This is a genomic window from Nocardia citri (assembly GCF_054065835.1).
The window spans coordinates 221,124-245,095 of the sequence record NZ_JBSUQM010000005.1 but is presented as its reverse complement, the minus strand read 5'-3'; the positions used below and the strand labels follow the sequence as shown (position 1 = coordinate 245,095).

16 protein-coding genes and 1 tRNA gene are annotated in these 23,972 nt (G+C 65.1%); 6 read left to right on the top strand and 11 right to left on the bottom strand.

Annotated features, from left to right (window positions below; genetic code table 11):
* The first annotated feature begins 65 nt into the window (after positions 1–65).
* Positions 66–2,648 (top strand): aminopeptidase N, encoded by a 2,583-nt coding sequence (pepN, locus tag ACW2Q0_RS10625; RefSeq protein ID WP_457188691.1) that lies wholly within the window; start codon positions 66–68, stop codon positions 2,646–2,648.
* A gap of 69 nt (positions 2,649–2,717) precedes the next feature.
* Here pepN and ACW2Q0_RS10620 read toward each other — a convergent pair whose 3' ends face one another.
* The 4 genes from ACW2Q0_RS10620 to ACW2Q0_RS10605 form a co-directional block, all read right to left on the bottom strand.
* Positions 2,718–3,182 carry a DUF5130 domain-containing protein gene (locus ACW2Q0_RS10620; RefSeq protein WP_457188689.1) on the bottom strand — a complete coding sequence of 155 codons (465 nt, stop codon included), beginning with the start codon at positions 3,180–3,182 and terminating at the stop codon, positions 2,718–2,720.
* Positions 3,169–3,444, bottom strand: a complete 276-nt coding sequence (gene ctaJ / locus ACW2Q0_RS10615) for an aa3-type cytochrome oxidase subunit CtaJ (RefSeq protein WP_457188687.1) — start codon at positions 3,442–3,444, stop codon at positions 3,169–3,171. The genes ACW2Q0_RS10620 and ctaJ overlap by 14 nt, the downstream gene beginning before the upstream one ends.
* A gap of 210 nt (positions 3,445–3,654) precedes the next feature.
* Positions 3,655–5,259, bottom strand: coding sequence for a glycoside hydrolase family 13 protein (locus ACW2Q0_RS10610; RefSeq protein ID WP_457188685.1), 1,605 nt, complete (start codon positions 5,257–5,259; stop codon positions 3,655–3,657).
* A gap of 132 nt (positions 5,260–5,391) precedes the next feature.
* A complete protein-coding gene (locus ACW2Q0_RS10605) occupies positions 5,392–5,796 on the bottom strand; it encodes a globin (protein ID WP_457188683.1) in 405 nt (134 codons plus the stop codon).
* A 189-nt stretch (positions 5,797–5,985) separates the two neighbouring features.
* Between ACW2Q0_RS10605 and ACW2Q0_RS10600 the strand changes: the two genes are divergently transcribed.
* The gene (locus tag ACW2Q0_RS10600; RefSeq protein ID WP_457188879.1) at positions 5,986–6,693 is read left to right on the top strand and encodes an HNH endonuclease; all 708 of its coding nucleotides are present in this window, start codon (positions 5,986–5,988) and stop codon (positions 6,691–6,693) included.
* Positions 6,694–7,283: 590 nt separating this feature from the next.
* Here ACW2Q0_RS10600 and ACW2Q0_RS10595 read toward each other — a convergent pair.
* The 6 genes from ACW2Q0_RS10595 to ACW2Q0_RS10570 all read right to left on the bottom strand — a co-directional run bounded on the left by ACW2Q0_RS10595 (position 7,284) and on the right by ACW2Q0_RS10570 (position 18,989).
* The gene (locus tag ACW2Q0_RS10595; RefSeq protein WP_457188681.1) at positions 7,284–7,949 is read right to left on the bottom strand and encodes a hypothetical protein; all 666 of its coding nucleotides are present in this window, start codon (positions 7,947–7,949) and stop codon (positions 7,284–7,286) included.
* 90 nt (positions 7,950–8,039) lie between these two features.
* Positions 8,040–8,495, bottom strand: a complete 456-nt coding sequence (locus ACW2Q0_RS10590; protein WP_457188877.1) for an acyl-CoA thioesterase — start codon at positions 8,493–8,495, stop codon at positions 8,040–8,042.
* Positions 8,496–8,503: 8 nt separating this feature from the next.
* Positions 8,504–13,441 carry an NAD-glutamate dehydrogenase gene (locus ACW2Q0_RS10585; RefSeq protein WP_457188678.1) on the bottom strand — a complete coding sequence of 1,646 codons (4,938 nt, stop codon included), beginning with the start codon at positions 13,439–13,441 and terminating at the stop codon, positions 8,504–8,506.
* Positions 13,442–14,183: 742 nt separating this feature from the next.
* Positions 14,184–15,860, bottom strand: a complete 1,677-nt coding sequence (gene ettA, locus ACW2Q0_RS10580) for an energy-dependent translational throttle protein EttA (protein WP_457188676.1) — start codon at positions 15,858–15,860, stop codon at positions 14,184–14,186.
* A 78-nt stretch (positions 15,861–15,938) separates the two neighbouring features.
* Complete coding sequence (locus ACW2Q0_RS10575) at positions 15,939–16,463, bottom strand: single-stranded DNA-binding protein (protein WP_457188674.1); 525 nt, start codon at positions 16,461–16,463, stop codon at positions 15,939–15,941.
* 459 nt (positions 16,464–16,922) lie between these two features.
* Positions 16,923–18,989: a cytochrome c oxidase assembly protein gene (locus tag ACW2Q0_RS10570; protein ID WP_457188672.1), complete on the bottom strand. Its 2,067-nt coding sequence runs from the start codon at positions 18,987–18,989 to the stop codon at positions 16,923–16,925.
* Between the two features lie 221 nt (positions 18,990–19,210).
* Here ACW2Q0_RS10570 and ACW2Q0_RS10565 point away from each other — a divergent pair.
* Positions 19,211–19,284: transfer RNA gene (locus ACW2Q0_RS10565), tRNA-Arg, on the top strand.
* A gap of 384 nt (positions 19,285–19,668) precedes the next feature.
* Here ACW2Q0_RS10565 and ACW2Q0_RS10560 read toward each other — a convergent pair.
* On the bottom strand, positions 19,669–20,277 hold the full coding sequence (locus tag ACW2Q0_RS10560) for an Rv1733c family protein (RefSeq protein ID WP_457188670.1): 609 nt from the start codon (positions 20,275–20,277) through the stop codon (positions 19,669–19,671).
* Positions 20,278–21,274: 997 nt separating this feature from the next.
* On the opposite strand from ACW2Q0_RS10560, the gene ACW2Q0_RS10555 reads away from it, so the two are divergent.
* From ACW2Q0_RS10555 to ACW2Q0_RS10545, 3 genes are all read left to right on the top strand, one after another.
* Positions 21,275–22,129, top strand: coding sequence for an ABC transporter permease (locus tag ACW2Q0_RS10555; RefSeq protein WP_457188668.1), 855 nt, complete (start codon positions 21,275–21,277; stop codon positions 22,127–22,129).
* A 67-nt stretch (positions 22,130–22,196) separates the two neighbouring features.
* On the top strand, positions 22,197–22,955 hold the full coding sequence (locus ACW2Q0_RS10550; RefSeq protein ID WP_457188666.1) for an ABC-2 family transporter protein: 759 nt from the start codon (positions 22,197–22,199) through the stop codon (positions 22,953–22,955).
* A 128-nt stretch (positions 22,956–23,083) separates the two neighbouring features.
* Entirely contained in the window at positions 23,084–23,947 is an 864-nt protein-coding gene (locus ACW2Q0_RS10545) for an ABC transporter ATP-binding protein (protein ID WP_457188875.1), read from the top strand.
* The last annotated feature ends 25 nt before the right edge of the window (positions 23,948–23,972 follow it).

Genomic DNA, 23,972 nt, shown 5'->3' with positions numbered 1-23,972 from the left:
TTGTGGTGAGTGTTGTGCCCGCCGGGGGCCGCCCGCGCATGTTCTTCGAACCATGAAGGAGTCCAATGTCCGCACCTAACCTGACTCGCGACCAGGCGATCGAACGCGCCTCGACAGTGCAGGTCGAGAACTATCGCATCGAGCTCGACCTGACCGACGGGGCGGGGCAGCCGGGCGAGCAGACCTTCTTCTCCCGCAGCACGGTCACCTTCACCGCGACCGCGGGCGCGAGCACGTTCATCGATATCGTCGCCCGCGGGGTCCGCTCCGCCGTCCTCAACGGCACGTCGATCGACGTCGCCGACTACGACGAATCCAAGGGCATCACCCTCACCGGCTTGGCCGAGCGCAACGAACTCGTCGTCGAGGCCGACTGCGAATACTCCAACACCGGTGAGGGCTTGCACCGCTTTGTCGACCCCACCGATGACGCGGTCTACCTGTACTCGCAGTTCGAAACCGCCGATGCCAAGCGCATGTTCGCCTGCTTCGATCAGCCGGATCTGAAGGCCACCTTCGATATCAGCGTCGCCGCCGCACCGAGCTGGAAGGTCATCTCCAACGCCGCCGTGGTCGATACGCTGCTCGCCGAACCCGGCAAACACCTGTTCCGCACCACCCCGAGGATGAGCACCTATCTGGTCGCGCTCATCGCGGGCCCGTACACGGAATGGACCGACGCCTACACCGACGATCACGGCACCATCCCGCTGGGCATCTACTGCCGCGCCTCACTCGCCGAACATATGGACGCCGAGCGCCTGTTCACCGAGACCAAGCAGGGATTCGGCTTCTACCACAATAACTTCGGTGTGCCATACGCCTTCGGCAAGTACGACCAGCTGTTCGTCCCGGAGTTCAATGCGGGCGCGATGGAGAACGCCGGTGCCGTTACGTTCTTGGAGGACTACGTCTTCCGGTCCAAGGTGACCCGGGCGTCCTACGAGCGGCGTGCCGAGACCGTCCTGCACGAGATGGCGCATATGTGGTTCGGCGATCTGGTCACCATGAAGTGGTGGGATGACCTGTGGTTGAACGAGTCGTTCGCGACCTTCGCCTCGGTGCTGTGCCAGTCCGAGGCGACCGAATACAAGAGTGCCTGGACCACTTTCGCGAATGTGGAGAAGTCCTGGGCCTACCGGCAGGACCAGCTGCCGTCCACCCACCCCATAGCCGCGGATATTCCGGACCTGCACGCGGTGGAGGTCAACTTCGACGGAATCACCTATGCCAAGGGCGCTTCGGTGCTCAAACAGCTCGTCGCGTATGTCGGTCTGGAGCCGTTCCTCTCCGGCCTGCGCGCCTACTTCACCGAACACGCGTACGGCAATGCGACTTTCGACGACCTGCTGTCGGCGCTGGAGCAGTCCTCGGGCCGTGATCTGTCCGGCTGGGGCGCACAGTGGCTCAAGACCACCGGTTTGAATATCCTGCGACCGGACTTCGAGGTCGACGCCGAGGGCAAGTTCAACTCGTTCGCCGTGGTGCAGGAGGGCGCCGCCCCCGGTGCGGGCGAACGTCGCGTCCATCGCCTCGCCATCGGTGTCTACGACGACCAGGACGGAAAGCTGGTGCGCACCAAGCGCGTCGAAATCGATCTCGATGCCGCGCAGCGCACCGACGTCCCCGAGTTGGTCGGTGCGCCGCGCGGCAAGTTCGTGTTGGTCAACGATGACGACCTCACCTACTGCTCGGTGCGACTGGATGCCGATTCGCTCGACGTGCTGGTGAACCGCATCGCCGATATCGCCGAACCGCTGCCCCGCACGCTGGCCTGGTCGGCCGCCTGGGAGATGACCAGGCAGGCCGAATTCCGGGCCCGCGATTTCGTCGCACTGGTCCAGCGCGGCATTGGCGCCGAATCCGAAATCGGTGTGGTGCAACGACTCCTGATGCAGGCCAACACCGCGATCGGCAGCTACGCCGATCCGGAATGGGCCACCACCATCGGCTGGCCCGAATTCGCCAACCGGCTGCTGGAACTCGCCCGGGAAGCCGAGGCGGGTTCGGATCACCAACTCGCCTTCGTCAACGCACTCACCGGTGCCAAGCTGTCGGCCTGGCATACCGAGGTGCTGCGCGAACTGCTCGACGGCGATCCGGCGAAGGTCGGGCTCTCGGGTCTGATCGTCGATACCGATCTGCGCTGGCGGCTCGTCACCGCGCTCGCCGCCGCCGGTGAGATCGATGCCGAAGGTCTCGCCACCGCGACGATCGATGCAGAGTTGTCCAACGATCCGACCGCGGCGGGTAAGCGGCACGCCGCCACCGCGGCGACCGCCCGGCCGATCGCCGAGGTGAAGGAGCAGGCCTGGACGACGGTGATGACCGATGATGCGGTCCCGAATATCACCGCCCGCTCGATCGTCGGCGGCTTCGCACCCAACGGCCAGGGTGAGCTGCTGACGCCGTACGTGGAACGCTATTTCGCCGAGATTCCCGCCGTCTGGGAGCGCCGCTCCAGCGAGGTCGCGCAGACCGTGGTCGTCGGGCTCTACCCGGCCTGGGCGATCAGCGAGGAAGCCGTCGCGACGGCGGACAAATTCCTCGCCGACGACCATCCGCCTGCCCTGCGCCGTCTGGTGAGCGAGGGCAAAGCGGGCATCGAACGCTCGCTGCGCGCCCGCGCCTTCGACAGCCGAGACTGAGACAGCTGGCGTTGAAACACAACCGGCGCGTTCACCTCGACCGAGGTGAACGCGCCGTAAGCGGAATGATCAGCGACCGATGGCCGCGGCCATCACCCGAATCGCCGACACCAGACCGTCGATGAGCTGGCCCTGCCGGAACGAGCTCAGCGCGGCGGTGACGCCGAGCTGGCAGACCCGGTCGTTGGCGCGATCGGCGACCTCATGGCCGGAGCGCACCTCGATGGCCTTGTCATTGGGCGAAACCGCGATAAGCACCGAACGCGCGGCCTCGGGGGTCGACGGGAAGACCGCGTCCGCACCGGCGGCCGGATCCGCGCCGAGATCGCCGATGTAGATGTTGAAGCGCACCTTGGTCGCGCGGGTCGCCTCGGTGAGCACGTTGTCCATGGCGAGCCGCTCGTCATCGCTGAACGGAGCCTCCTTGAACACCGCGCCGGCCTCGTGCACGCCGGAGACGCGGCCGCTGCTGGTGACCACCGATCCGTGCGGCAGTTCGGATTCGATTACCGCGGGCCAATTAGAACTTGCCACTTGCCCGGCCTCCGATCAGCTCCACCTCGGTGGATTCGATTGCCGCATGGTGCCCATGCGACTCAGCGGTGTGGTGGCCCGATCCGGTCACCTCGTCGGTCGCACTCCACAACACGGCAGGCTGGGTCCACTTCTGACCGAGGTCGAAGTGGACCGGCTTCTCGCCGGGCAGTGGCTTGCCGAGGAACGACAATCCGGCGATCGCGCCGTAGATCACCAGCGGGATGCCGAGGAAGATCAGCACTGTCTCGAGAATGCTCATGACCGTGCCTCGCCAGCGCTCGGCTCCGTCATGCGCATTGCGCGCTGGCACATGGTTCGCTCGCTTCGCTCACTCACGAGACTTACGGTAGACGATCGTGTGTAGTAGTTCGCGCTCTGGTCGAACTCGTGTTGTTGTCCGCACGACCGCGCCTCACCGGCGCTCGGCTCCATACGTGCGCGATGCGCGCAGTGGCTTCGGTTCGCTCGCTCACACCAGCCAGGCAGCGGCATTCGCGGGCAGCTGTCGGTTCACCGGCGCGGCGCTGGCGAGCAGTATGTCACCGGGCGGCAGCGCGATCGGCACGGGCGAGGCATTCAGCACACAGACCAGTCCACCGGGGCGTCGGAAGGCCAGGCAACCCGACGGACTGCCGTACCATTCGATCCGCGGACCCGCGAATTCCCGTCGGACGCCGCGTAATTCGATTGCCAGGCGGTACAGCGACAGCGTAGAGTCCAGCGCCTCCAATTGCGCCTCGACCGAGTAGGACGCCCACTGCGGCGGTATCGGCAGCCAGGACTGCGCGGCCGCGGTGAAGCCGAACGGCGGCTCCGCGCCCTCCCATGGCATCGGTACCCGACAGCCGTCGCGACCGCGCTCGGTATGCCCGGAGCGTTCCCAGACCGGATCCTGGAGCACCGCCTCGGGCAGATCGTCCACATTCGGCAGTCCGAGTTCGGCGCCGTTGTAGATGAAGACCGCACCGGGCAGCGCCAACTCCACCATGATCATCGCGCGGGCCCGCGCGACCCCGACGGGTCCGCCGCCGTAGCGGGTGACCTCGCGCTCGATGTCGTGGTTGGACAGCGTCCAGGTGGGTGAGGCGCCCACCGGTGCGACAGCCGCGAGCGAATTGTCGATGGCGGCCCGCACCGTATCGGCGGCGAATTCCGTCTCGACGAGGCGGAAATTGAAGGCCAGGTGCAGTTCGTCCGGTCGGACGTATTCGCCGAAGCGAGTGTTGTCATCGACCCACACCTCACCGATCGAGACCGCGTTCGGATATTCGTCGAGCACCTTGCGGATGCGGCGGTGAATCTCGTGCACGTGGGGATTGTTGAAGCGCGGGTCGCTGTCGTCGTGCACGAGCATCTTGGTCTCGACGCGCTCCATATCCGGCAGCCCGTCCGGTTTGGCCATACCGTGCGCGACATCGAGGCGGAAGCCGTCGACGCCGCGGTCGAGCCAGAACCGCAGCGTCTGCTCGAAATCGGCCGCTACCTCGGGATTCTGCCAGTTCAGATCGGGTTGTTCGGGCGCGAAGATGTGCAGATACCACTGGCCGGGGGCGCCGTCGGGCTCGATGATTCGGGTCCAGGCGGGTCCGCCGAAGATGCTCGGCCAGTTGTTCGGCGGCGTGGCACCGTCCGGTCCGCGGCCGTCACGGAAGATATAGCGCTCGCGTTCGTGGCTGCCGGGTGCGGCGGCCAGCGCCGCGGTGAACCACGGATGCTGATCACTGGTGTGGTTCGGCACCAGGTCCATGGTGACCTTGAGATCGCGGTCGTGCGCCTCGGCGATCAGCTCGTCCATTGCCGCGATACCGCCGAACAGCGCGTCGATATCGCGCGGATCGGCGACGTCGTAGCCGCCGTCGGCCATCGGCGAGCGCATCACCGGACAGATCCAGAGCGCGTCCACCCCGAGCAGTTCGAGGTAGCCGAGCTTCTCGCGCACGCCACCGAGATCGCCGATCCCGTCACCGTCGGAGTCCGCGAAGGATCTCGGATAAACCTGGTAGAACACGGCCGACCGCCACCAAGGTTGGACGGCGCGATCCACCGACGCCGGCACGGCAGGTGTATCAGTCACATCCGCTATAGTGCCAAAGAATTTCGGTGAATTCGCCCAGGCTCAGCGATATTCATAAACATCCGGCAAATATTCAGCGTCACACGGCTAGAGCTGAAACCCTCGGCCTGCCCCGGAAGCTTCCGGAAAGCCTCACCAGGCCGCATTCATCAGCGAATTTGCTGCCATCTCCAGATAATCCAGCAACGCCGTGCGATGTTCGTCATCCAGAATCTCCGGTTCGATCTCCGCCACGCCGATGCGCATGCAGCGCAGCCAGGCGTCGCGCTCCACCGGACCGATTCTGAACGGCATATGCCGCATCCGCAGCCGCGGATGTCCCCGTTCCTCGGAATATGTGCGCGGACCGCCCCAGTACTGCTCGAGGAACATGCGCAGGCGCCGCTGCGCCGGTCCGAGATCCTGCTCGGGATACAGCGGGCGCAACACCTCATCGGCCGCCACCTCGCGATAGAACGACGCGACGATCCGCTGGAACGTCTCCGCTCCACCGATCGCCTCGTAGAACGACGTGGCTGTCTGCTCGCCGGAACTCATCGGGTCCTCTCGATCGGGCCAATCTGCCGCCGTCCATTGTGCCCGCGTCACGAACGGGCGGCCCTTCAACCACAGTTCATCCGACATTGTGCGAAATCACCGTGCAATGGCGGGCGTTCCATGGTCAACTGGGTGGCAGTCTCTGCCGAGATACCACATGATCTTGATTACGAAGAAACCGGGGTCACCATGAAGCAGCGGCACGGCCGATCACATGAGGCCAGGACGCACCGACAACTCCAGCCCGCCGACGTCCACAATCGTGGGTCGGGGGCTACTCCGCTGCACATCTTGTCCGACCACTATCCGGGTGCCCATCGCACCGACGAGCCCGCTCACCACGTTCCACACCTCACGCCCGTCCAGAACGAGGCCGCGAGCTGGTTGAAGCGCCGGGTGTTGCTTCTGAATGCCACCTACGAGCCGCTCACCGCATTGTCCGCGCGCCGCGCCGTCGTACTTCTCATCTGCGATAAAGCCGACACCGTCCACCATGACCCCGAGGGTTCGATGGTGCATTCCGCCGAATCCGCCGTCACGATTCCGTCCGTCATCCGGCTGCGCAGCTATGTGCACGTGCCCTATCGGGCACGCGTCCCGATGACCCGCGCCGCCCTCATGCATCGCGACCGCTACCGCTGCGGCTATTGCGGTGGTAAGGCGGAGACCATCGATCACGTCATCCCACGCAGCCGCGGCGGTGAACATTCCTGGGAGAACTGCGTCGCGAGCTGCGCGCCGTGCAACCATCGCAAGGCCGACAAGCTGCTCAGCGAGCTGGGGTGGACATTGCGTTCGCCGCTGGTCTCACCGAAGGGTCCGCATTGGCGGCTGTTGTCGACCACCGCGGAGCTGGATCCGGTGTGGTTGCAGTACCTCGGCGAAGGCGCAGCCTGAAGCTCGCGGGCACGGCCCGAAGAGCCCGCGCACAACCTCGACGACAGGGCAGCCCGACGCCCGTCGGCACCCTCCGAAAGGCTCACGCATGAGATCAGTGCGAGATTGCGCGCCCCGAGATCTTCGGACGAGCCGGTCGGCAATCACGTGTACTCGACGACCAGCGTTGCCCGGGTGTCGGGGTTCGAGTGCCTCGAACCCGTGCGGTGCGTCGCCCGGGTAGGCGATGTAGTCGCCGGACACCAATTCGACCGGTCTGTCGATCGGGCCGACGAGCGCGCGTCCACTGGCGACGCACAGCGCCCACAACGTCTCCAGGCTCGGATTGCCTGTACCGGACTCCAGCACGCGACACGCTGCGCGGCCCTGATCGGGGCGATCGCGGCCCTCTCCCCGCAGGCGTTCTCATGGGTGGACTGCTGGCCTGGCGCAACCAACCCATGATCGTGGTAATTCTGGCCACCGCGGCCACCACCGCCGTCCTGCGACCGCTCGGCGTGTCCTGAATCCCGTACCGCGGTCGACACCCGGGAAGCCGCACTTCTTCTCGGGCTCTGCTCCCCCACACGCGCACAGCAGGTGCGAAGGGACTAGCTCGGGGTGAGCGGGATGCCACCACCTCGGTGGCGTGCAACCGAGCCGTAGCGCGCATCGAGACGCAGCCAGGTCTTGGTGGCGCGGACGCGAACGATCTCGGTGGACGGGATGCGGCGCGAGTCGGCCTTATCACCCGAGTGCGGAATGAAATCCATTGCGGTAAGCGCGAATACGACGCGCATCGGAACCTGCACCCGAACCTCGGCCGCGGAAACCGTGAGTACCGTCTGGTCCAACAGGGAGGCGGGCGGGCCGTGACTGCTGCTGTGCTCCTTGGCCAGTGCCGCACCCTGTTCGGCGAGTTCGACGAGGGTGCGCGCGGGCACATCGTCGACATGTTCGAAGCCGACATCCGGCGGCAGCGCACCGCGCCAAGCCGAATCCATCGAGTAGCCGAGGTCGATCGGGCTGCCGGACGGCAAACCGGCAAGCACCAGATCGGCACCGACGGTGACATCGTCGACGCCGAGTTCGGCGACCACGGTGCGCACCGCGAGCGCCTCGAAACCCGTTGCCACCCAGGCAGATACGTATCGCTCCCCGCGACGGCGCATACGCACCGCCGCCGCGGGGTCCAAGCGCACCGCCCGGGTCAGAAACGTCGCCAGGTTCTCCCGCTCGGCCGGATCGGAAACGTCGAGCACCCGTTGTCCCGACATCAGCGCGCCACCATCCTTGCGCCGCAACCAGATTCAGCCATCACCACGTCACCATTCCACCACTGCCAGGTGACCGAGTCGAATACGCCGTCACTCTTTCCACTCGGCGAGGTAGTCCCGTTCGGCATCGGTGAGCCGACGCAGGCGCTGCGAGCGCATGTCGAAGGCCGCGATCTGGGTGGAGGCGATCACCGCGGGCGGCGAGTCCGAGGCCGCGCCATTGGCCCGGACCTCGTAACCGATCGTGAAGTCGACCGCACGCAACTGCTCGATCCACATGGCGATATCGAGCGGAGTGTCCTCGTGCCGCAACTGGCCGCGGTAGCGGACCCGCAGGTCCGCCAGCACACAGCCCTCACGCAGCGGTGCAGTCGGGCGTCCATCCTCGAACAGCCACGGAATGCGCGCCTCCTCCAGCAGCGTCACCATGCGGGCATGGTTGACGTGCTGGAACACATCCATGTCCGACCACCTGACGTCTACCCCGGCGTGGAAGCGCTTCGGCAGCAGCAGGCTGCCACCGAGCGCACTTCCGTTACCGTTCAGCGAACTGGTCAACGCGGTACCTCCGATTGAGCGCCCACCCCGCTCACCATGCTTCGCACTTGCCGCGCCGCAACCGACAGCGTGGCGAGATCGTGGGTTCCGGACTCGAACAACTCCGACAGCGCGGCCCGAGCGCGCCCGAGCCGGGACTGGTTTTTCGACTCCCAGTATGCAATCTTTTCGTCCGCTGTCTCCTCCGGGTCACCGCCGGAGAGCACGTCGAGGGTCAGCGAGCGCAGCGATCCGTACATATCGTCGCGCAGTGCGAGCCGGGCCAGCGCATGCCAGCGGTCGCCGCGTTCCAAGTGGCTGACTGCCTGCAACAGCCAATCGATCTTGAGGTGGTCGTTGAGCGCGTAGTACAGCGAGCCGACCTCCTCACCGCTGCGATCGGTGATATCCGCGATATCCAACACATCGAGCAGCGGGAACAGATTCAACAGCCCGAAGACCTCGGTCGCGAGGTCGGTCGGCGCGCCGCGGGCGATCACCTCGGCGGACTGATGGGTCAGCGTCGCGATGTGATGGCCGCGCAGCCAGCCGGGCACCCTCGGTGCCAGCTCTCGTACGCCTCGGCTGTACCGGTTGATCTCCGCGCCGACCGCGATCGGTTGCGGCCGATTACTCAACAACCAGCGTGAAGCGCGGTCCAGCGTCCGCTTGGTTTCCAGCTCGAGTTCGTCGCGCACCGATACCGCGGCGTCGGCAGCCCGGATTCGCGCCCACATATCGTGTAGATCGAAGATCTCGCTGGCCGCCGCGAATGCGCGCACGGCGTCGGTCGAACTGGCGCCGATCTCCTCGCTGAGCCGATGGGCGTAGGTGATGCCGCCGTAGTCGACCATCTCGTTGACCACCATGGTGGTGGTGATCTCGCGACGCAGTCGGTGCCGCTTGATGGCGGTGCCGAAGCGCTCGCGCAGCGGTGTCGGGAAGTACTCCGGCAGCCGAGTGGCGAAGTACGCGATATCCGGCAGATCGGTTTCGAGCAGATCGGCCTTGAGCGAAAGCTTCACGTGCGCCATGAGATTGGACAATTCCGGCGAGGCGAGGCCCGTGCCCTCTTCGAGCCTGCGCTTGATCTCCACCTCTGAGGGCAGCGCCTCCAGCTCGCGATCCACCCCGCGTTGGGCCTCCAGATCTTCGATGAGCCGCTGGTGCACATTCAGCATCCGGGGCGCCTCGGCACGGGAGATGCCCATCAGGAAGTTCTGGGAAACGTTGTCTTGCAAAACCATCTGGGCGACCTCATCGGTCATCGAGGCGAGCAGCGGATTGCGTTCGGCCTCGGGCAGTCCGCCCGCGCTGACCACACCGTCGAGCAGCACCTTGATATTGACCTCGTGGTCGGAGCAGTCGACACCGGCCGAGTTGTCCAGTGCATCGGTATTCATCTTGCCGCCGTTGCGGCAGAACTCGATTCTGCCGAGCGCGGTCGCACCCAGATTACCGCCCTCGCCGATCACCTTGACCCGCAACTGATTTCCATTGACGCGCACCGAGTCATTGGATTTGTCGCCGACCTCGGCATTGGTTTCCGTGCTCGCCTTGATGTAGGTCCCGATGCCGCCGTTCCACAGCAGTTGTACCGGCGCGAGCAGGATCGCCCGCACCAGTTCCGGCGGCGACAGCGCGACCACATCGTCGGCCAGCCCCAATGCCTTTCGCGCCTGTGGGCTGATCGGCACCGACTTCACAGTGCGATCCCAGACGCCACCACCGGTGCTGATCAGCGAGGTGTCGTAATCGGCCCACGATGAGCGCGGCAGTGCGAACATCCGCTGCCGCTCCCGGAACGAGGTCGCCGCATCGGGCTCCGGATCCAAAAAAATGTGCCGGTGGTCGAAGGCCGCGACCAACCGGATGTGCTCGGACAACAGCATGCCGTTACCGAAGACATCGCCGCTCATATCGCCGACACCGACCACGGTGAAATCGGTTGTCTGCGTATCGATATCCATCTCCTGGAAGTGGCGTTTCACGCTCTCCCAGGCGCCCTTGGCGGTAATGCCCATCGCCTTGTGGTCGTAACCCGCGGAACCACCGGAGGCGAATGCGTCACCGAGCCAGAACCCGTAGCGCTGGGCCACATCGTTGGCGATATCGGAGAAGGTCGCGGTGCCCTTGTCTGCGGCGACCACCAGGTAGGTGTCGTCGCCGTCGCGGCGGATCACCCGCTCGGGCGGCAGTACCGCACCAGTCGCGCGGTCGACGTTATCGGTGACATCGAGCAGACCGGAGATGAAGGTCCGATAGCATTCGACGCCCTCCGCGCCGAGTGCCTGCCGATCCGCGGTCGGATCACCGGTGGCCGCGGGCGGCTGCTTGACGACGAATCCGCCCTTGGCGCCGACCGGTACGATCACCGCGTTCTTCACCGCCTGCGCCTTCACCAGACCCAGGATCTCGGTGCGGAAATCCTCCAACCGGTCCGACCAGCGCAACCCGCCACGCGCCACCGGACCGAAACGCAGATGCACACCCTCCACCCGCGGCGAATACACGAAGATCTCGAATTGCGGCCGCGGCCGGGGCAATTCGGTGATCTCGCGCGGTTCCACCTTCACCGAGATGTACCCGCGCGAATTTCCCTGGGCGTCGGTCACGTAATAGTTCGTCCGCAGCGTCGCCTTGACCAGTGAGAGGATCGCACGCAGGATCCGGTCGGCGTCCAAGCTGACGACCTCATCGATACGGCCGCGCACCCGGGTCTCCAAGTCGGCCGCGTGCTCGGCTGATTCGGTATCCGGATCGAACCGCGCCGTGAACAGATCGACGAACAGTCGCGCGATATCCGGATAGGCGAGCAGCACCCTGGTGATATTCGCCTGACTGTACGGGAAGTCGGCTTGCTGCAGGTACTTCGCGTACATCCGCAGGATCGATACCGCACGCCACGTCAGCCGAGCACGCAGCACGAGTTCGTTGAGCCCGTCGGCTTCGGCACGCCCGAACCACATCGCTTCGAAGGCCTCGGTGAACCGGTCGTGCAGGCCGCGCTCCTCCGATTCGAGCGCGTCGGCTCTGGCCGAGGACTCCAGCAGTTCGGCGTCCAGATCCCGGTCCAGCGAACTGCGCAGCAGTTCCGGACGCGCCAGCAGACCGAAGTCGTAGATCCAGCGCTCTCCCCCGTCATCGCCGACGGTCGGATCCAACAGAATCTGATACGGCCGCTCGTCGACCACCTCGACACCGAGGCTCTGCAGCACCGGCAGTACCTGGCTCAGCGAGATACCGCTGCCGCCGATGTAGAGCGTGAACCGCCACGAACCCGGCACCGAGTCCGCGCGGCGATACAGATATTGGTCGATCGAACCCGCGGCGAGGCCCTCCAGCCGGACCACGTCGGTCAGTGCGCGCTCAGCGGCGAAATCCTGTTTGTACGCCTCTGGGAAAGCCTCGGCGTAGCGCTGCACGACGCCGGGATCCAGCACGGTCGAGGTGCTCACCGCATCGTTGAGGAGGTCGTCCCAGGTGTGCGTCGCCTCGGCGAGCAGGTTCTGGATGCGCAGGCGATTGGCCTCGGAGGTATCGGCCTGGGCCGCCGATTCGCGCGGCACCCCGAGCTCGGACTCCGGCATGCGCACCGTGAAATACACACTGGCCAGCTCACTTTCGCTGACCCGCGCGGAGTAGTCGATGGAGACACCGCCCAGTTCGCGCACCAGGATTTCCTGCATCTCCAACCGCACCCGTGTGGTGTAGCGATCCCGAGGCAGATAGACCAGGCACGCGACGAACCGGCCATAGCCGTCCGAGCGCAGGAACAGCCGAACCTGTCGGCGCAGACCGACATTCAGCACCGCGGTCGCGGTACGGCGCATGGTCTCGGCATCAGAGGAGAACAGTTCGGTGCGCGGGAACGACTGGATGACCTCGAGCATGGCCTGTCCGGAGAATGAATCCAGATCGAAGCCGCTCGCCTCGATCACCGAACGTACCCGGCGCTCGATCACCGGGATATCCATGACGTTCTCATGTACCGCGGTCACGGTGAAGACACCGATGAACAGGTGCTCGCCGACGATCGTGCCGGACTCATCGAAGTCGGCGACGCCGACGAAATACGGGTATACCGAGCGGTGCACGGTCGCGGGCACCAGGCCCTGGGTGAGCATGAGCAGCGGCCCGTCACCGGCGTTGATCGGTACCCGGAAATCGGTGCCGACATCGGGGCGCAGCACGCCGAGGCAGGTACCGGGCAGCGGATTCGAGATCGTCTGTCCTTGCTCGGCGCTGAGCCCGTAGCGGGCATAGCCGAGCACCGTGAAATTGCCACTGGCCAACCAGCGCAACAGATTCGCGGTATCGACCAGATCGGTCTCCGGGAACGGCGCGTGGCCGGACTTCGCCGCCATTTCCAGTTCATCGGCCAGACCGCTCTGCACCTGTTGGATGGCCTCGGTATCACCGATGACTTGACGCACATCCGCGACTACATCCGGCATCGACTGCTCGATCCGATCCAGCAGAGCCCTACTGGTCGACGGGTGCAGTTGCAGGTGCATCCACGATTCGCGCAGGCCGTCGGTACCGTTGCTGTCGACCTCATGCGGCGCGGCGCTGGTCAGCCGTCCGTCCGCATCGCGCGTCACCTCGAAGATCGGGTGGATCACCTCGCTCACGCTGACGCCCATCCGGCTCAGCGATGAGGTGATCGACTCCACCAGCAGCGGCATATCGTCGGTGACCAACTGCACCGCGGCGCCGAGGCCCGAGCCGTCATCAGGATGGTAGACCCGCACCAGCGCCCGCCCGACGGGGCGAGTCATCGCGAGTTCCATATGCCGCCGGAAGATCTGGGTGATCCCGGTGATCGCGCAGTCCACATCGCCCGCGTCGACGTGGCGGAAATACGCCTCCTCGAGGGGTGCGAGTTCACCGCGCAGCGACTGCGGCAAACCCGCGGCCCACGCCGCTTTGGACAATTCGGACGAGACCGTCATTTTTTCGCCAACTCCTCGGATTCGGTTCCGCAACAAAGTGACGCCGGTCCGAGAGTAGCTGTGCCATGCTGACGCGTGGGTGAAATCCCTTCGAAATGCAGGGTGTTCACCGATACCGCAGCGTTCGCCGCTTGATTGCCGAGGTGGTTGAGCTCGGCACAGCATCCGGTCGGACCGACGACGTCAGGTAGACGCAATCGCGGTGGTAGCGACCCAATGCCGGGACTGCGCCTGCACATGCACGAACCCCACCATAGTCAGATCTTTGGAAGGGTGTAGGCCGACCGTATTTCCTTCGATGAAGACACGGCGCCGTGCCCGTTCGCCGCAATTCCTTCGAAAGAACGACCGTTCGACATCGTCATGTATAGATGTGATCGCCTCCGCCCGGGACCGCAACCCGGTGCGGCGACTCCGCGCCGAAGGGTCTTCGGCAATGGCGATCGTGGATTGCTCGGACTGCGCCTACGCATGACGCCGCCGACCTTATCGCCGTGGACTTATGCACACACCACATCGTGGCGTCGAAACTCGGGCCTTATTTATGAACGGACCGAACAGGGAGGAAGCCTCTGCGATGCCGCGCATCAGCAAACGCTCACTCGAACAACTCGCCGCCCCAACAACTCTGCTCGGCCGCGATTGAATGGCCGGTTCAACCGAATATGCTGTGGCAAATCGGCTGAGCCACCCAATCCGGCGGGGTCGTGCACATAGCAACTGGCCCCGCCGAACGCTGCACTCAGTCGCGGGTGAGCTTGCGGTGGGTCACGCGGTGCGGGCGGGCCGCTTCCAGGCCGAGGCGGTCGATCTTATTGGCCTCGTAGGCCTCGAAGTTGCCCTCGAACCAGAACCACTTCGCCTCGTTGTCGCTATCCCCCTCCCACGCCAGGATGTGGGTGCAGGTGCGGTCCAGGAACCAACGGTCGTGAGAGATGACCACAGCACAGCCCGGGAACTGCTCGAGCGCGTTCTCCAGCGAGCTCAGCGTTTCCACATCGAGGTCGTTGGTCGGCTCGTCGAGCAGGATCAGATTGCCGCCCTGCTTGAGAGTAAGCGCGAGGTTCAGGCGGTTGCGCTCACCACCGGAGAGCACCCCGGCCGGCTTCTGCTGGTCCGGACCCTTGAAGCCGAAGGCACTGACGTAGGCACGCGATGGCATCTCCTGGTTGCCGACCTCGATGAAGTCGAGGCCGTCGGAAACGACCTGCCAGACATTCTTGTTCGGGTCGATACCCGCGCGGTTCTGGTCGACGTAGCTCAGCCTGACCGTTTCACCGACCTTCACCTCACCACTATCGGGCGACTCGAGCCCGACAATCGTCTTGAACAGCGTGGTCTTACCGACACCGTTCGGACCGATGACACCGACAATGCCGTTACGCGGCAAGGTGAATGACAGATCCTTGATGAGCTGACGATCACCGAAGCCCTTGTCCAGATGCTCGACCTCGACGACCACATTGCCCAGGCGCGGACCCGCCGGGATCTGGATCTCCTCGAAGTCCAACTTCCTGTGCTTCTCGGCCTCGGCCGCCATTTCCTCGTATCGGCCGAGGCGGGCCTTGTTCTTGGCCTGACGAGCCTTGGCGCCGGAACGCACCCAGGCCAGTTCGTCCTTGAGCCGCTTCTGCAGCTTCTGATCCTTCTTGCCCTGCACCTCGAGACGTTGGGCCTTCTTCTCCAGATAGGTGGAGTAGTTGCCCTCGTAGGGGTAGGTGCGGCCGCGGTCGAGTTCGAGGATCCACTCGGCGACATTGTCGAGGAAGTACCGGTCGTGTGTGACGGCGAGGACGGCGCCCTGGTAGGAGGCCAGGTGCTGCTCGAGCCACAGCACGCTCTCGGCGTCGAGGTGGTTGGTCGGCTCGTCGAGCAGCAGCAGGTCGGGCTTGCTCAGCAGCAGCTTGCACAATGCGACGCGGCGGCGCTCACCACCGGAGAGGTTGGTGACCGGCTCGTCCGGCGGCGGGCAGCGCAGCGCGTCCATGGCCTGCTCGAGCTGGGAGTCGACATCCCAGGCATCGGCGTGATCGAGGTACTCCTGCAACTTGCCCATTTCGTCCATGAGCTCGTCGGAGTAGTCGGTGGCCATGAGTTCGGCGATCTCGTTGAAGCGATCCAGCTTCACCTTGACCTCGCCCAGGCCCTCCTCGACATTGCCGCGAACCGTCTTCTCCTCGTTCAGCGGCGGCTCCTGTTGCAGGATGCCTACCGTGGCACCCGGCGCGATGAAGGCGTCTCCGTTGTTCGGCTGGTCCAGTCCGGCCATGATCTTCAGCACGCTCGATTTACCCGCGCCATTGGGGCCGACGACGCCGATCTTCGCGCCGGGAAGGAAGTTCAAGGTGACATCGTCGAGCACGACCTTGTCGCCGTGCGCCTTACGAACCTTCTTCATTTGGTAGATGAACTCAGCCATACGGGAAAGCCTATCGGTGTGGGTATCAGGGGAATGCAGCAGAGCCACCACTGTCGCCGGGGGGTATCGGGCCTGCGGTCAAGCGTCGACAGGCTCGGTATCCGCGAGCCGGGGCGGTGCGGAAGTCAGGGACATCGCGTCCTCCCCCGGTCCCTCCCCATCGACACGTACACGGTCATCAGCGCTGGATCGGTCACAACTATTCCGTGCCAGGGTACTGGGTCCAGACGCAGCACCCGAAACCGCACGCCGGACCACCTGCGCGGCACAGCGGGACAGGTCCGGACCGATCGAGGTGGCGCGCATCTCGACATCTCGCCGCTCCACGCCATCCTTGGCCCGGTACTCGTGGGTGCGCAGTTGCCCGTAGGCGATGATCGGATCGCCACGGCGCAGTGCGGCGTCGACACCGACAACCAGCCGACGCCAGCAGCTGACGGTGAGATAAAGGGTCCCGCCGTCGACCCACTCGCTGCTCTCCGGATTGAACCGCCGCGAATTGCTGGCCATCCGGAAGGTCACCACCTGCTCGCCGTTGGTCAGCTCGCGCTTGACCGGATGGGTCACCACAGTCCCGATCACGGTCGCCATAGCCTCATACATCGTTCCGCCCCTTAACATTTCGGCCCGTCAGGCTCGCGGGTATTTCTTCCCTTTCAGCCTGACGGCTCCGAACCCCTCCGTCCGCCCCGATCCCCGAATGTGGACAACTTCGCCATATGTGGACAATCAACGCTTCACACAGTCGGCGGCGGATAGTGCGTTAGGGACCGACAGATCGGTATTGCCACCACACCGCACGATCACCGGCTGCTCCCCCTCTGCAGGCACATACGCGCCGCTCTGCACCGCGGCATCGAAGCTGCCGCGCACCTTGAATGTGCATCGTGCTGTAGGTACTCGAGTTTCAGCGTGACCGAAACAGGTCCGTTCGGTCCGATGATCGAGGTGTGGAAAACCGGCGTCTTGCGCACCTGGCCGGCCGGCCGTTCGCGGGCCGCGCGCACATCGGATCGCTATACCCGCCGGGTGGGCCTGTGCTCCACCACTGTGGTCATCCGCTCACTCACGCTGCACCTCGATGGGAGCTCGAGGACGTGTTCCTCGATCACGTTTGGCCAGTTCGGCGAACATGGCATTGTGCGCGGTCAACTCGGCGTCGTGGTCACGGTCGGCGGCCCGGTCGGTCCGCTTCGCGAGTTTCGCATCGCTGCGCGACCACTGGATGAGCAGTGCCAACATCACCACAACCAACGGCACCTCACCGCTGGCCCACGCCAGGCCGCCGCCCGTGCGCTGATCACCGAGCAGGTCGTTGTTCCAGCCGAGGGCAAGACCGCGGAAAAACCAGCCGCCCATGACGGTGGTCATACTCATCAGCGCGATACCGAAGAAGGCGTGGAAGGGCAGGGAACCGAACACCATGCCCAGCTTGGTCAGGTGCTGCACCTGACGCGGCTTGGGGTCGATGCCGATGACCACCCAATAGAACAGATAGCCGCTGAGCAGGAAATGCAAATTCATCAGCAGATGCGCCGCATGGGAATCGACGAACGAGTCGTAGATGCCGCCCATGTACAGGGCGTAGAACCCGCCGACGAAGATCACCGCCGCGACGATCGGATGGGTGAGAAGACGCGAGACCGGATTGTGCACCGCGGCCAGAATCCACTCCCGCGGCCCCGTAACACCGCCGCGCCCGGCCGCGGGCAATGCCCGCAGCGCCAGGGTGACCGCACCGCCGAGCGCGAACAGAATCGGCGCGAGCATCGATAACGCCATGTGCTGTCCCATGTGCACGCTGAAGACCGCGGGCGAATACCGTCCCACCCCGGACGAGGTGGCGAAAAGCAGGATCGCGCAGGCCGACAGCCAAGCGATGGTCCGGCCGATCGGCCAGGCATCACCCCGCGCGCGCAGCCGCCGCACCCCCAGCAGGTACACCACGGCAAGCACGATGGCCAGCGTGCCGAAGATCAAGTCGAAGCGGCAGTCGAACAGTATTCGCGAGGCAGTCGGCGGGCCGTCGAGGTTGTAGCCGAGTTCCACCTCGGCGGGTGTCGGCACACTGGTCGGCGGCGGTGGCGGTGTGCGCCCCAACCCGACGGCCAGACCCATGGTCGCCGCGAAGATCAACACCTCCAGCCCACCGAATCGGATGAGCGCGGCACGGTCGCGCGGATTCGCGGCGAGTGCGGGGAGGCTGGCGCGGCGCTGCAGATATCCGAATACGCCGAGCACTACGAGTGCCCCGGCCTTGGCGATGACGAGTCGGCCGTAGGTGGAGGTGAACAGATCGCTCCACGGCACCCGCACCCAGGAATTGATCACACCGCTGACACCGATCACGACGAAGGCGATGGTGGCGGTCAGCGAGAACCGCCGAGACGCGATATCGGTGTGCTCGCCGCCGCGCAACGCGTGCGCGAGTACCGCGAACAACCCGCCAACCCATACCGCGGCCGAAACCAGGTGCAGGATCAGACTGTTGGTGGCCAGGTCGTGCGCGCCGCCCGCGGACGAATGCCCGGTCAGCGCCAGCGGCATCATGGTCACGATCGCGCCGCCGAACAGCACCGGGGCCCATCCCCAACGCAGTGCGAGTCGGCAACCCACCGCGACGATCAGCGCGAATACCGCCGTCGTACGCCAGGTCTGAGCCAGCTCCACTTGACCGATCGCGTGCCACAACTGCTCGGGCCGCCAGATCTGTCGCACCGGCTGTCCGGTGGTGTCCGACACCGTCAGCGGTATGAGCAGCGCCGCACAACACGCCCAGGTCAATGCGAAGTTCGAGGCGCGCCGCACCGCGCGATATCCGCCGACATCGAGCAGTCCATTGGCCTGCGGGGGCACCAGGAACGCGGCGAGCAGCAGCGAGCCGACGGTCAGCGCCGCGGACAGATCGGCGAGCGCGCGCACTGCGGGCAGGCCATAGGTGGTCAGCGGTCCCGGATCCGGAATGCCGAGCAGACTCAGTGCCTGCGCCGCCGACAGTCCGACGATCATCGCGGCGACCACCGCCGCGATCGCGCCGGCCAGTACCGTCAGGGTCGCGAAGGTCGACCCGGAGCCCGGCTTACCCGCTTCCAGCTCAGCGGCGACGGACTGGTCCTGCGGTGACGACATGGCACTGAGCGTAGTCGGCCCTTAATGCGTGGCCCGGCGGGGTTTGGGCGGATATGGTGGCTAGCGGATCGCCCGGTGCGATGTCGACATGCCGCGACTCGCGTGGCCCACACACCAAGGTGGCTGAAATGTTGCTGAGGCTAAGAACCTAGCGATCTGGACGGTCGCTATACTTGGCGCGCTGGACAGCACGGCCAATGTCGGCCATGGTGGAACCCACTGCCTCCGTAGCTCAGTTGGATAGAGCAAGGGCCTTCTAATCCCTAGGTCGCAGGTTCGATTCCTGCCGGGGGCGCCGCCCAGCCCGTCCGTTCGCATTTATGCGGGCAGACGGGCACCGCGCACGTCGTCTCCCCGCTGTCGACCGTGCCCGGATCCACGTTCGAGGATCCGTCCCCGAGTCACACCAAAGAACTCACCGATTCAGTTGTCACTTCTGTGACCGATTTCTCATCCGAATAGCCCGAAGTATGCGGAGATCACGGCCCGCCGTGGGATAGGTACCACACCAGAGCATCCCTTAAACGGGGTGAACCAGACTTCTTCGGTGCAGGACACCGAGCCGGGTGATTTGCCCGGCCAAGGTGTCGGCGGCATATGGTTCGCGGTGGCTCCGAACGGCGGCAAGGCTTTGGGCAAGTGAGCACAACGGGCCCGGAAGCCGGGCCGTTCGGCCACCTCAGCTGCTGCCCTGTCCGGTCGGGTGGCTGAACTGACGCCACTCCTGATCCAGGCGGAGGTGGCGGCGGTGGTTCAGGCCCTGAGCGGTGCACCAGACGACCGCTGCCGCGCCGCACCAGATTTCGAGAAGAACGGCCACGCCGACGCCGATGCCGTGCACGGCGGCGGCACCGGATCGTTGGGGCGGAGTCGACGGTTGTCCGCCCGGGCCGAACCAGACGGGGGCGGGCTGGCCGCGTTGCGCCCCATCGGGAACCACGACGGTCGTGGTGCCGGACTTGCCGTCGTGGGTCCAGGACACCTGCGCCTCGAACTGGTCGCGCACCGTTGCGTTGCGGTCCGCGACGGGGGCGGCGACCCGGGCCGGGGTGCCGATAATCGTTCCTGTCACAACGACTTTCGACGCGTTTTCGGTGCGGATCCGCTCGGACGCCGAGCTATAGGCCACGGTGCCGGCCGCCGCGGCGGTCGGTACGGCGATCAGCAGCACCAGGACGGCCAGGATGCGGACGAACCCCTCCAACCGATCGGAGCCCCGCATCAACGGACTGGTACTCCAGGGCTGCATCCGCCAGATCCGCACCGGCCACGTCGGCGATTGCGACACCTTCACCACCTCCTACGCCGGAGCCACGGCCCGCACCCAACCGCGACTCTTACCCCGGGCATTCCCTCGAGTCGCCAGTTGATGCACCGGCGCAGACCCGGAACATGGGCAAATCCGCGCAGCACACGTTCGAGCGGAGTTTGTCGGCGCGTACCTATTGAATCGACGGACGCGGCGCCCCGATTACGCCTCGGTTACCCCGAGCAGCGCCCAGACCGCAGTCATGCCGACTGCCGAGGACGAAGTGCCGCGAGTTGTCCGCGGTATTCACCGCAACGAAGTACGCAGCGCTGTGCTGGTCAGGCGACCAGGCCGTACAACCACAGCGCCAGGTATTTCCCCCCGATGTCCGGCGAAGCCGATGCGGACTGTTCACCGCCAGATGACATGACGCGGTTGCGGATTTCTGGACTGCGGTGTCAGATACATGGCGAACCGCGTTGCCACGAATGTGTCAGATCGTCGACGCACATTCGTTCGCGGTGAGCGCTGGACTCCTCGCTGGCGATTCCGGCAGATGGCGGGTCCGCACGGACTCACTGCGCTGCAGTACACCCCAGACCCAGATCCCTTCGAGCACCGGCATCAGCGCTCGGCCGCGACTGGTCAAACCGTCCACCGAGACCGACGGCCGGCCAAGGTGGCGCAGCTCAGTTCCATAGCGGCATCAGGTGTCCGGGTGTTCTGCGCACACGACCCGTGGGAATTCCGCGCCGCACTGCGCGGATGACTGTACGTTGACGTTCCGGTTACAGGGTAGATCGTCGAAAGCGGCGTGACTGAGGGCCATTCGCGGCGAAGGCAAGGACCAGCAGGTCACCGGAATCGTGTCGCGAATACGATCAGCGTTAGTCCCCCAGCACCGCCTCCGGACGGTCACCTTTTGGTGGTCATAGTCACGGTTACTAACATTGGTGCAGCGGGTTTGTCGCACTTTTCCAAAGATCGCGCGCTCAACTACCGCGCGTCCGCCCATGCACCGTAGAGTTAACCGCTTGTGCGCGGCAGACTGGAGGGCAACAGATCACAGCTCGCCGCACTGCACGCACTCCGCACCGCGCGGCTGTACCTGTACCTCATCCGAGCCGGTTTCCGGCGCCAATCCCAGTACAAACTCGCGATGTTCGCCGGCCTGTTCACCAACTGCGTCTTCGGCTTCGTGCGCGCGGCGGTGATGATGTCGGCGGTGCGCGCGTCCGGCGGCTTCGGCGGTTACGACGCGGGATCGATCGGCGCCTACGTCTGGCTGTCGCAGGGACTGCTCGGCGCGACCCAATTCATGGGACCGCCACTGGAATTGGTGGATCGGGTCAAGAACGGCGATATCGCGATCGACTTCTTACGCCCGGTCGATGTCCAATTCAGTTATCTAGCCATCGATCTCGGCCGCGCGTCCTGCACGATCCTGCCGCGCGGCGTACCGAGTGTACTGGTCGGCGTGTTCACCTTCGGGCTCGTCATGCCCGGGACGCCCGGACCCTATGTGCTCGGGCTGATCAGCGTGGTAATGGCCGTCACATTGTCATTTCTATGCCTTTTCGCCGTCGGCTTGATCGGATTCTGGGTGGTGGAAACCCGCGGGCTCCGAGTGCTGTACCAGATTTGTGGCACGTTTCTGGCCGGGTTGCTCGTGCCGGTCCACATGTTCCCGGCATGGCTGCGCACCGTCGCGAATGCCACCCCGTTTCCGTCGATTCTGCAGTCGCCGATCGACATCCTGTCGGGCCGGGTCGCTGGGATGGATGCCGTGACGGCCGTTGCCGTACAGGTTTTCTGGGTACTAGCGGTCGGCGCGGTGGGCCGGGCGCTGCTGGTGGCCGGGCGCCGCAGGCTGGAGGTGCAGGGTGGCTGAGCCCCCGCATATCCCTGTACCGGCCGGAACCTGGTTTTCCCCGTATGCGGCAGTGTTGCGGTCGAGGATGCGAGCCCAACGCGCGTACCGATTATCCTTCGCCAGTGAGGTATTCAGCGCCTTCCTGATCGGCATCGTCGAATTCGCCGAGGTGTGGGTTATTTACGACAATGTCCAGGTGCTCGGCGGGCTCGATCTGGACGGCGCACTCCTGCTTTTCGGCCTGAGCAACACCGGATTCGCACTGGCCCAAGTCCTGTTCGGCCACCTGGATACATTACCGACCCTCATCCGGCTCGGCGTGCTCGACGCCTATCACCTACGGCCCCAGCCACTCCTGCTGCAACTCATCACCAGTGATATCTCGCTGCGCCGATTCGCCCGTGCCTCGGTGGCGATCATCGTGCTCGGACTCGGTCTCGTTCGCAACGATCTCGTGTGGGGTCCGCAAACTCTCGCACTGCTGACAACTACCCTGCTCAGCGGCATTGCCCTCTTCGGCGGCCTGTTCGTCTGCGCCGCCGGCGCGCAGTTCTACCTGATCGACGGTGCGGAACTGACCAACAGCTTCACCTATGGCGGCTCCTTCGCCGCCATGCAACCGGCTTCGGTATTTCCGACATCGCTGAAGCTGGTATTCGGCTTCGCCATTCCGGTCGCATTCACGGCGTACGTGCCGACCATCGCACTTCTGCACCTGCCCGGCCCGCCGCTGTTGCCGCCCTGGCTGGCCTGGTGCGCACCATTGGCGGCGCTGTGGGTGTGGCTGCTCGCGTTGGGTGTGTGGCAACTAGGTACTCGGCACTATCAGGGAGGCGGCGGATAAGCGTGGCGGATACCGAGCTATCGGACTCGATCATCGAGATCGAGAATCTGACAAGGCAATTCATTCTGTATCGGAGGAACGGGAAGCGCTGGCGACGCAGCCGCGAAACCCTCACCGCAGTGGACCGGATGACGTTTCGCATCGAACGCGGTTCGGCGGTCGGCTATATCGGCGCGAACGGGGCGGGCAAGTCGACCACGATCAAAATGCTGACCGGGATCCTGGTCCCCACCGCGGGCACCGTGCGCACCTGTGGCCTGGATCCGGTGCGACAGCGGCGCGAACTCGCCGCCCGGATCGGGGTGGTGTTCGGGCAACGCTCCCAGCTGTGGTGGGATCTACCACTGCGCGAATCGTTTTCGATTCTAGCCGCGATCCACCGGCTGGAATCCGATGTCGCGCGGAAACGTACCTACGAGTTGGTCGAACAACTGGAGATGGCCGAGACGCTGGACACGCCCGTGCGCCAGCTCTCGCTCGGGCAGCGCATGCGGGCGGAGGTCGCCGCGGCGCTGCTGCACTCCCCCGAACTGGTCATTCTCGACGAGCCGACCATCGGCCTCGATGTGCTGTCGAAACAGCGACTACGTGAGTTCCTACGCGCCGAACGCACCGAGCGCGGCACCACACTGTTGCTCACCACTCACGATATGGGCGATATCGAGCGGCTCTGTGATCGCGTGTTCGTCGTCGACCGCGGCACTCTGGTGTACGACGGTTCACTGACCGGACTCGCGGTGCGGGTGGGCGCGCGGCGGGTGCTGGTCGTCGATCTGGCCGAACCGACCAGCAATCTCGACGATCTGCCGAGTGCCGAGTTGTTGACCAGCGAGGGCGGGGGCATGCGCCAGCGATTGGCCTTCGATGCCGAATCGACCACCGCCGCACAGGTTCTCGCCGCCGTCTCCGATCGCGCCGAGGTTCGCGACCTGTCCATAGAGGAGCCGGACATCGAGGACGTCGTCCGGCGGATCTATGAATCCGCCTGGTGACCGACGCCGATGTCCGGCTCTCGAT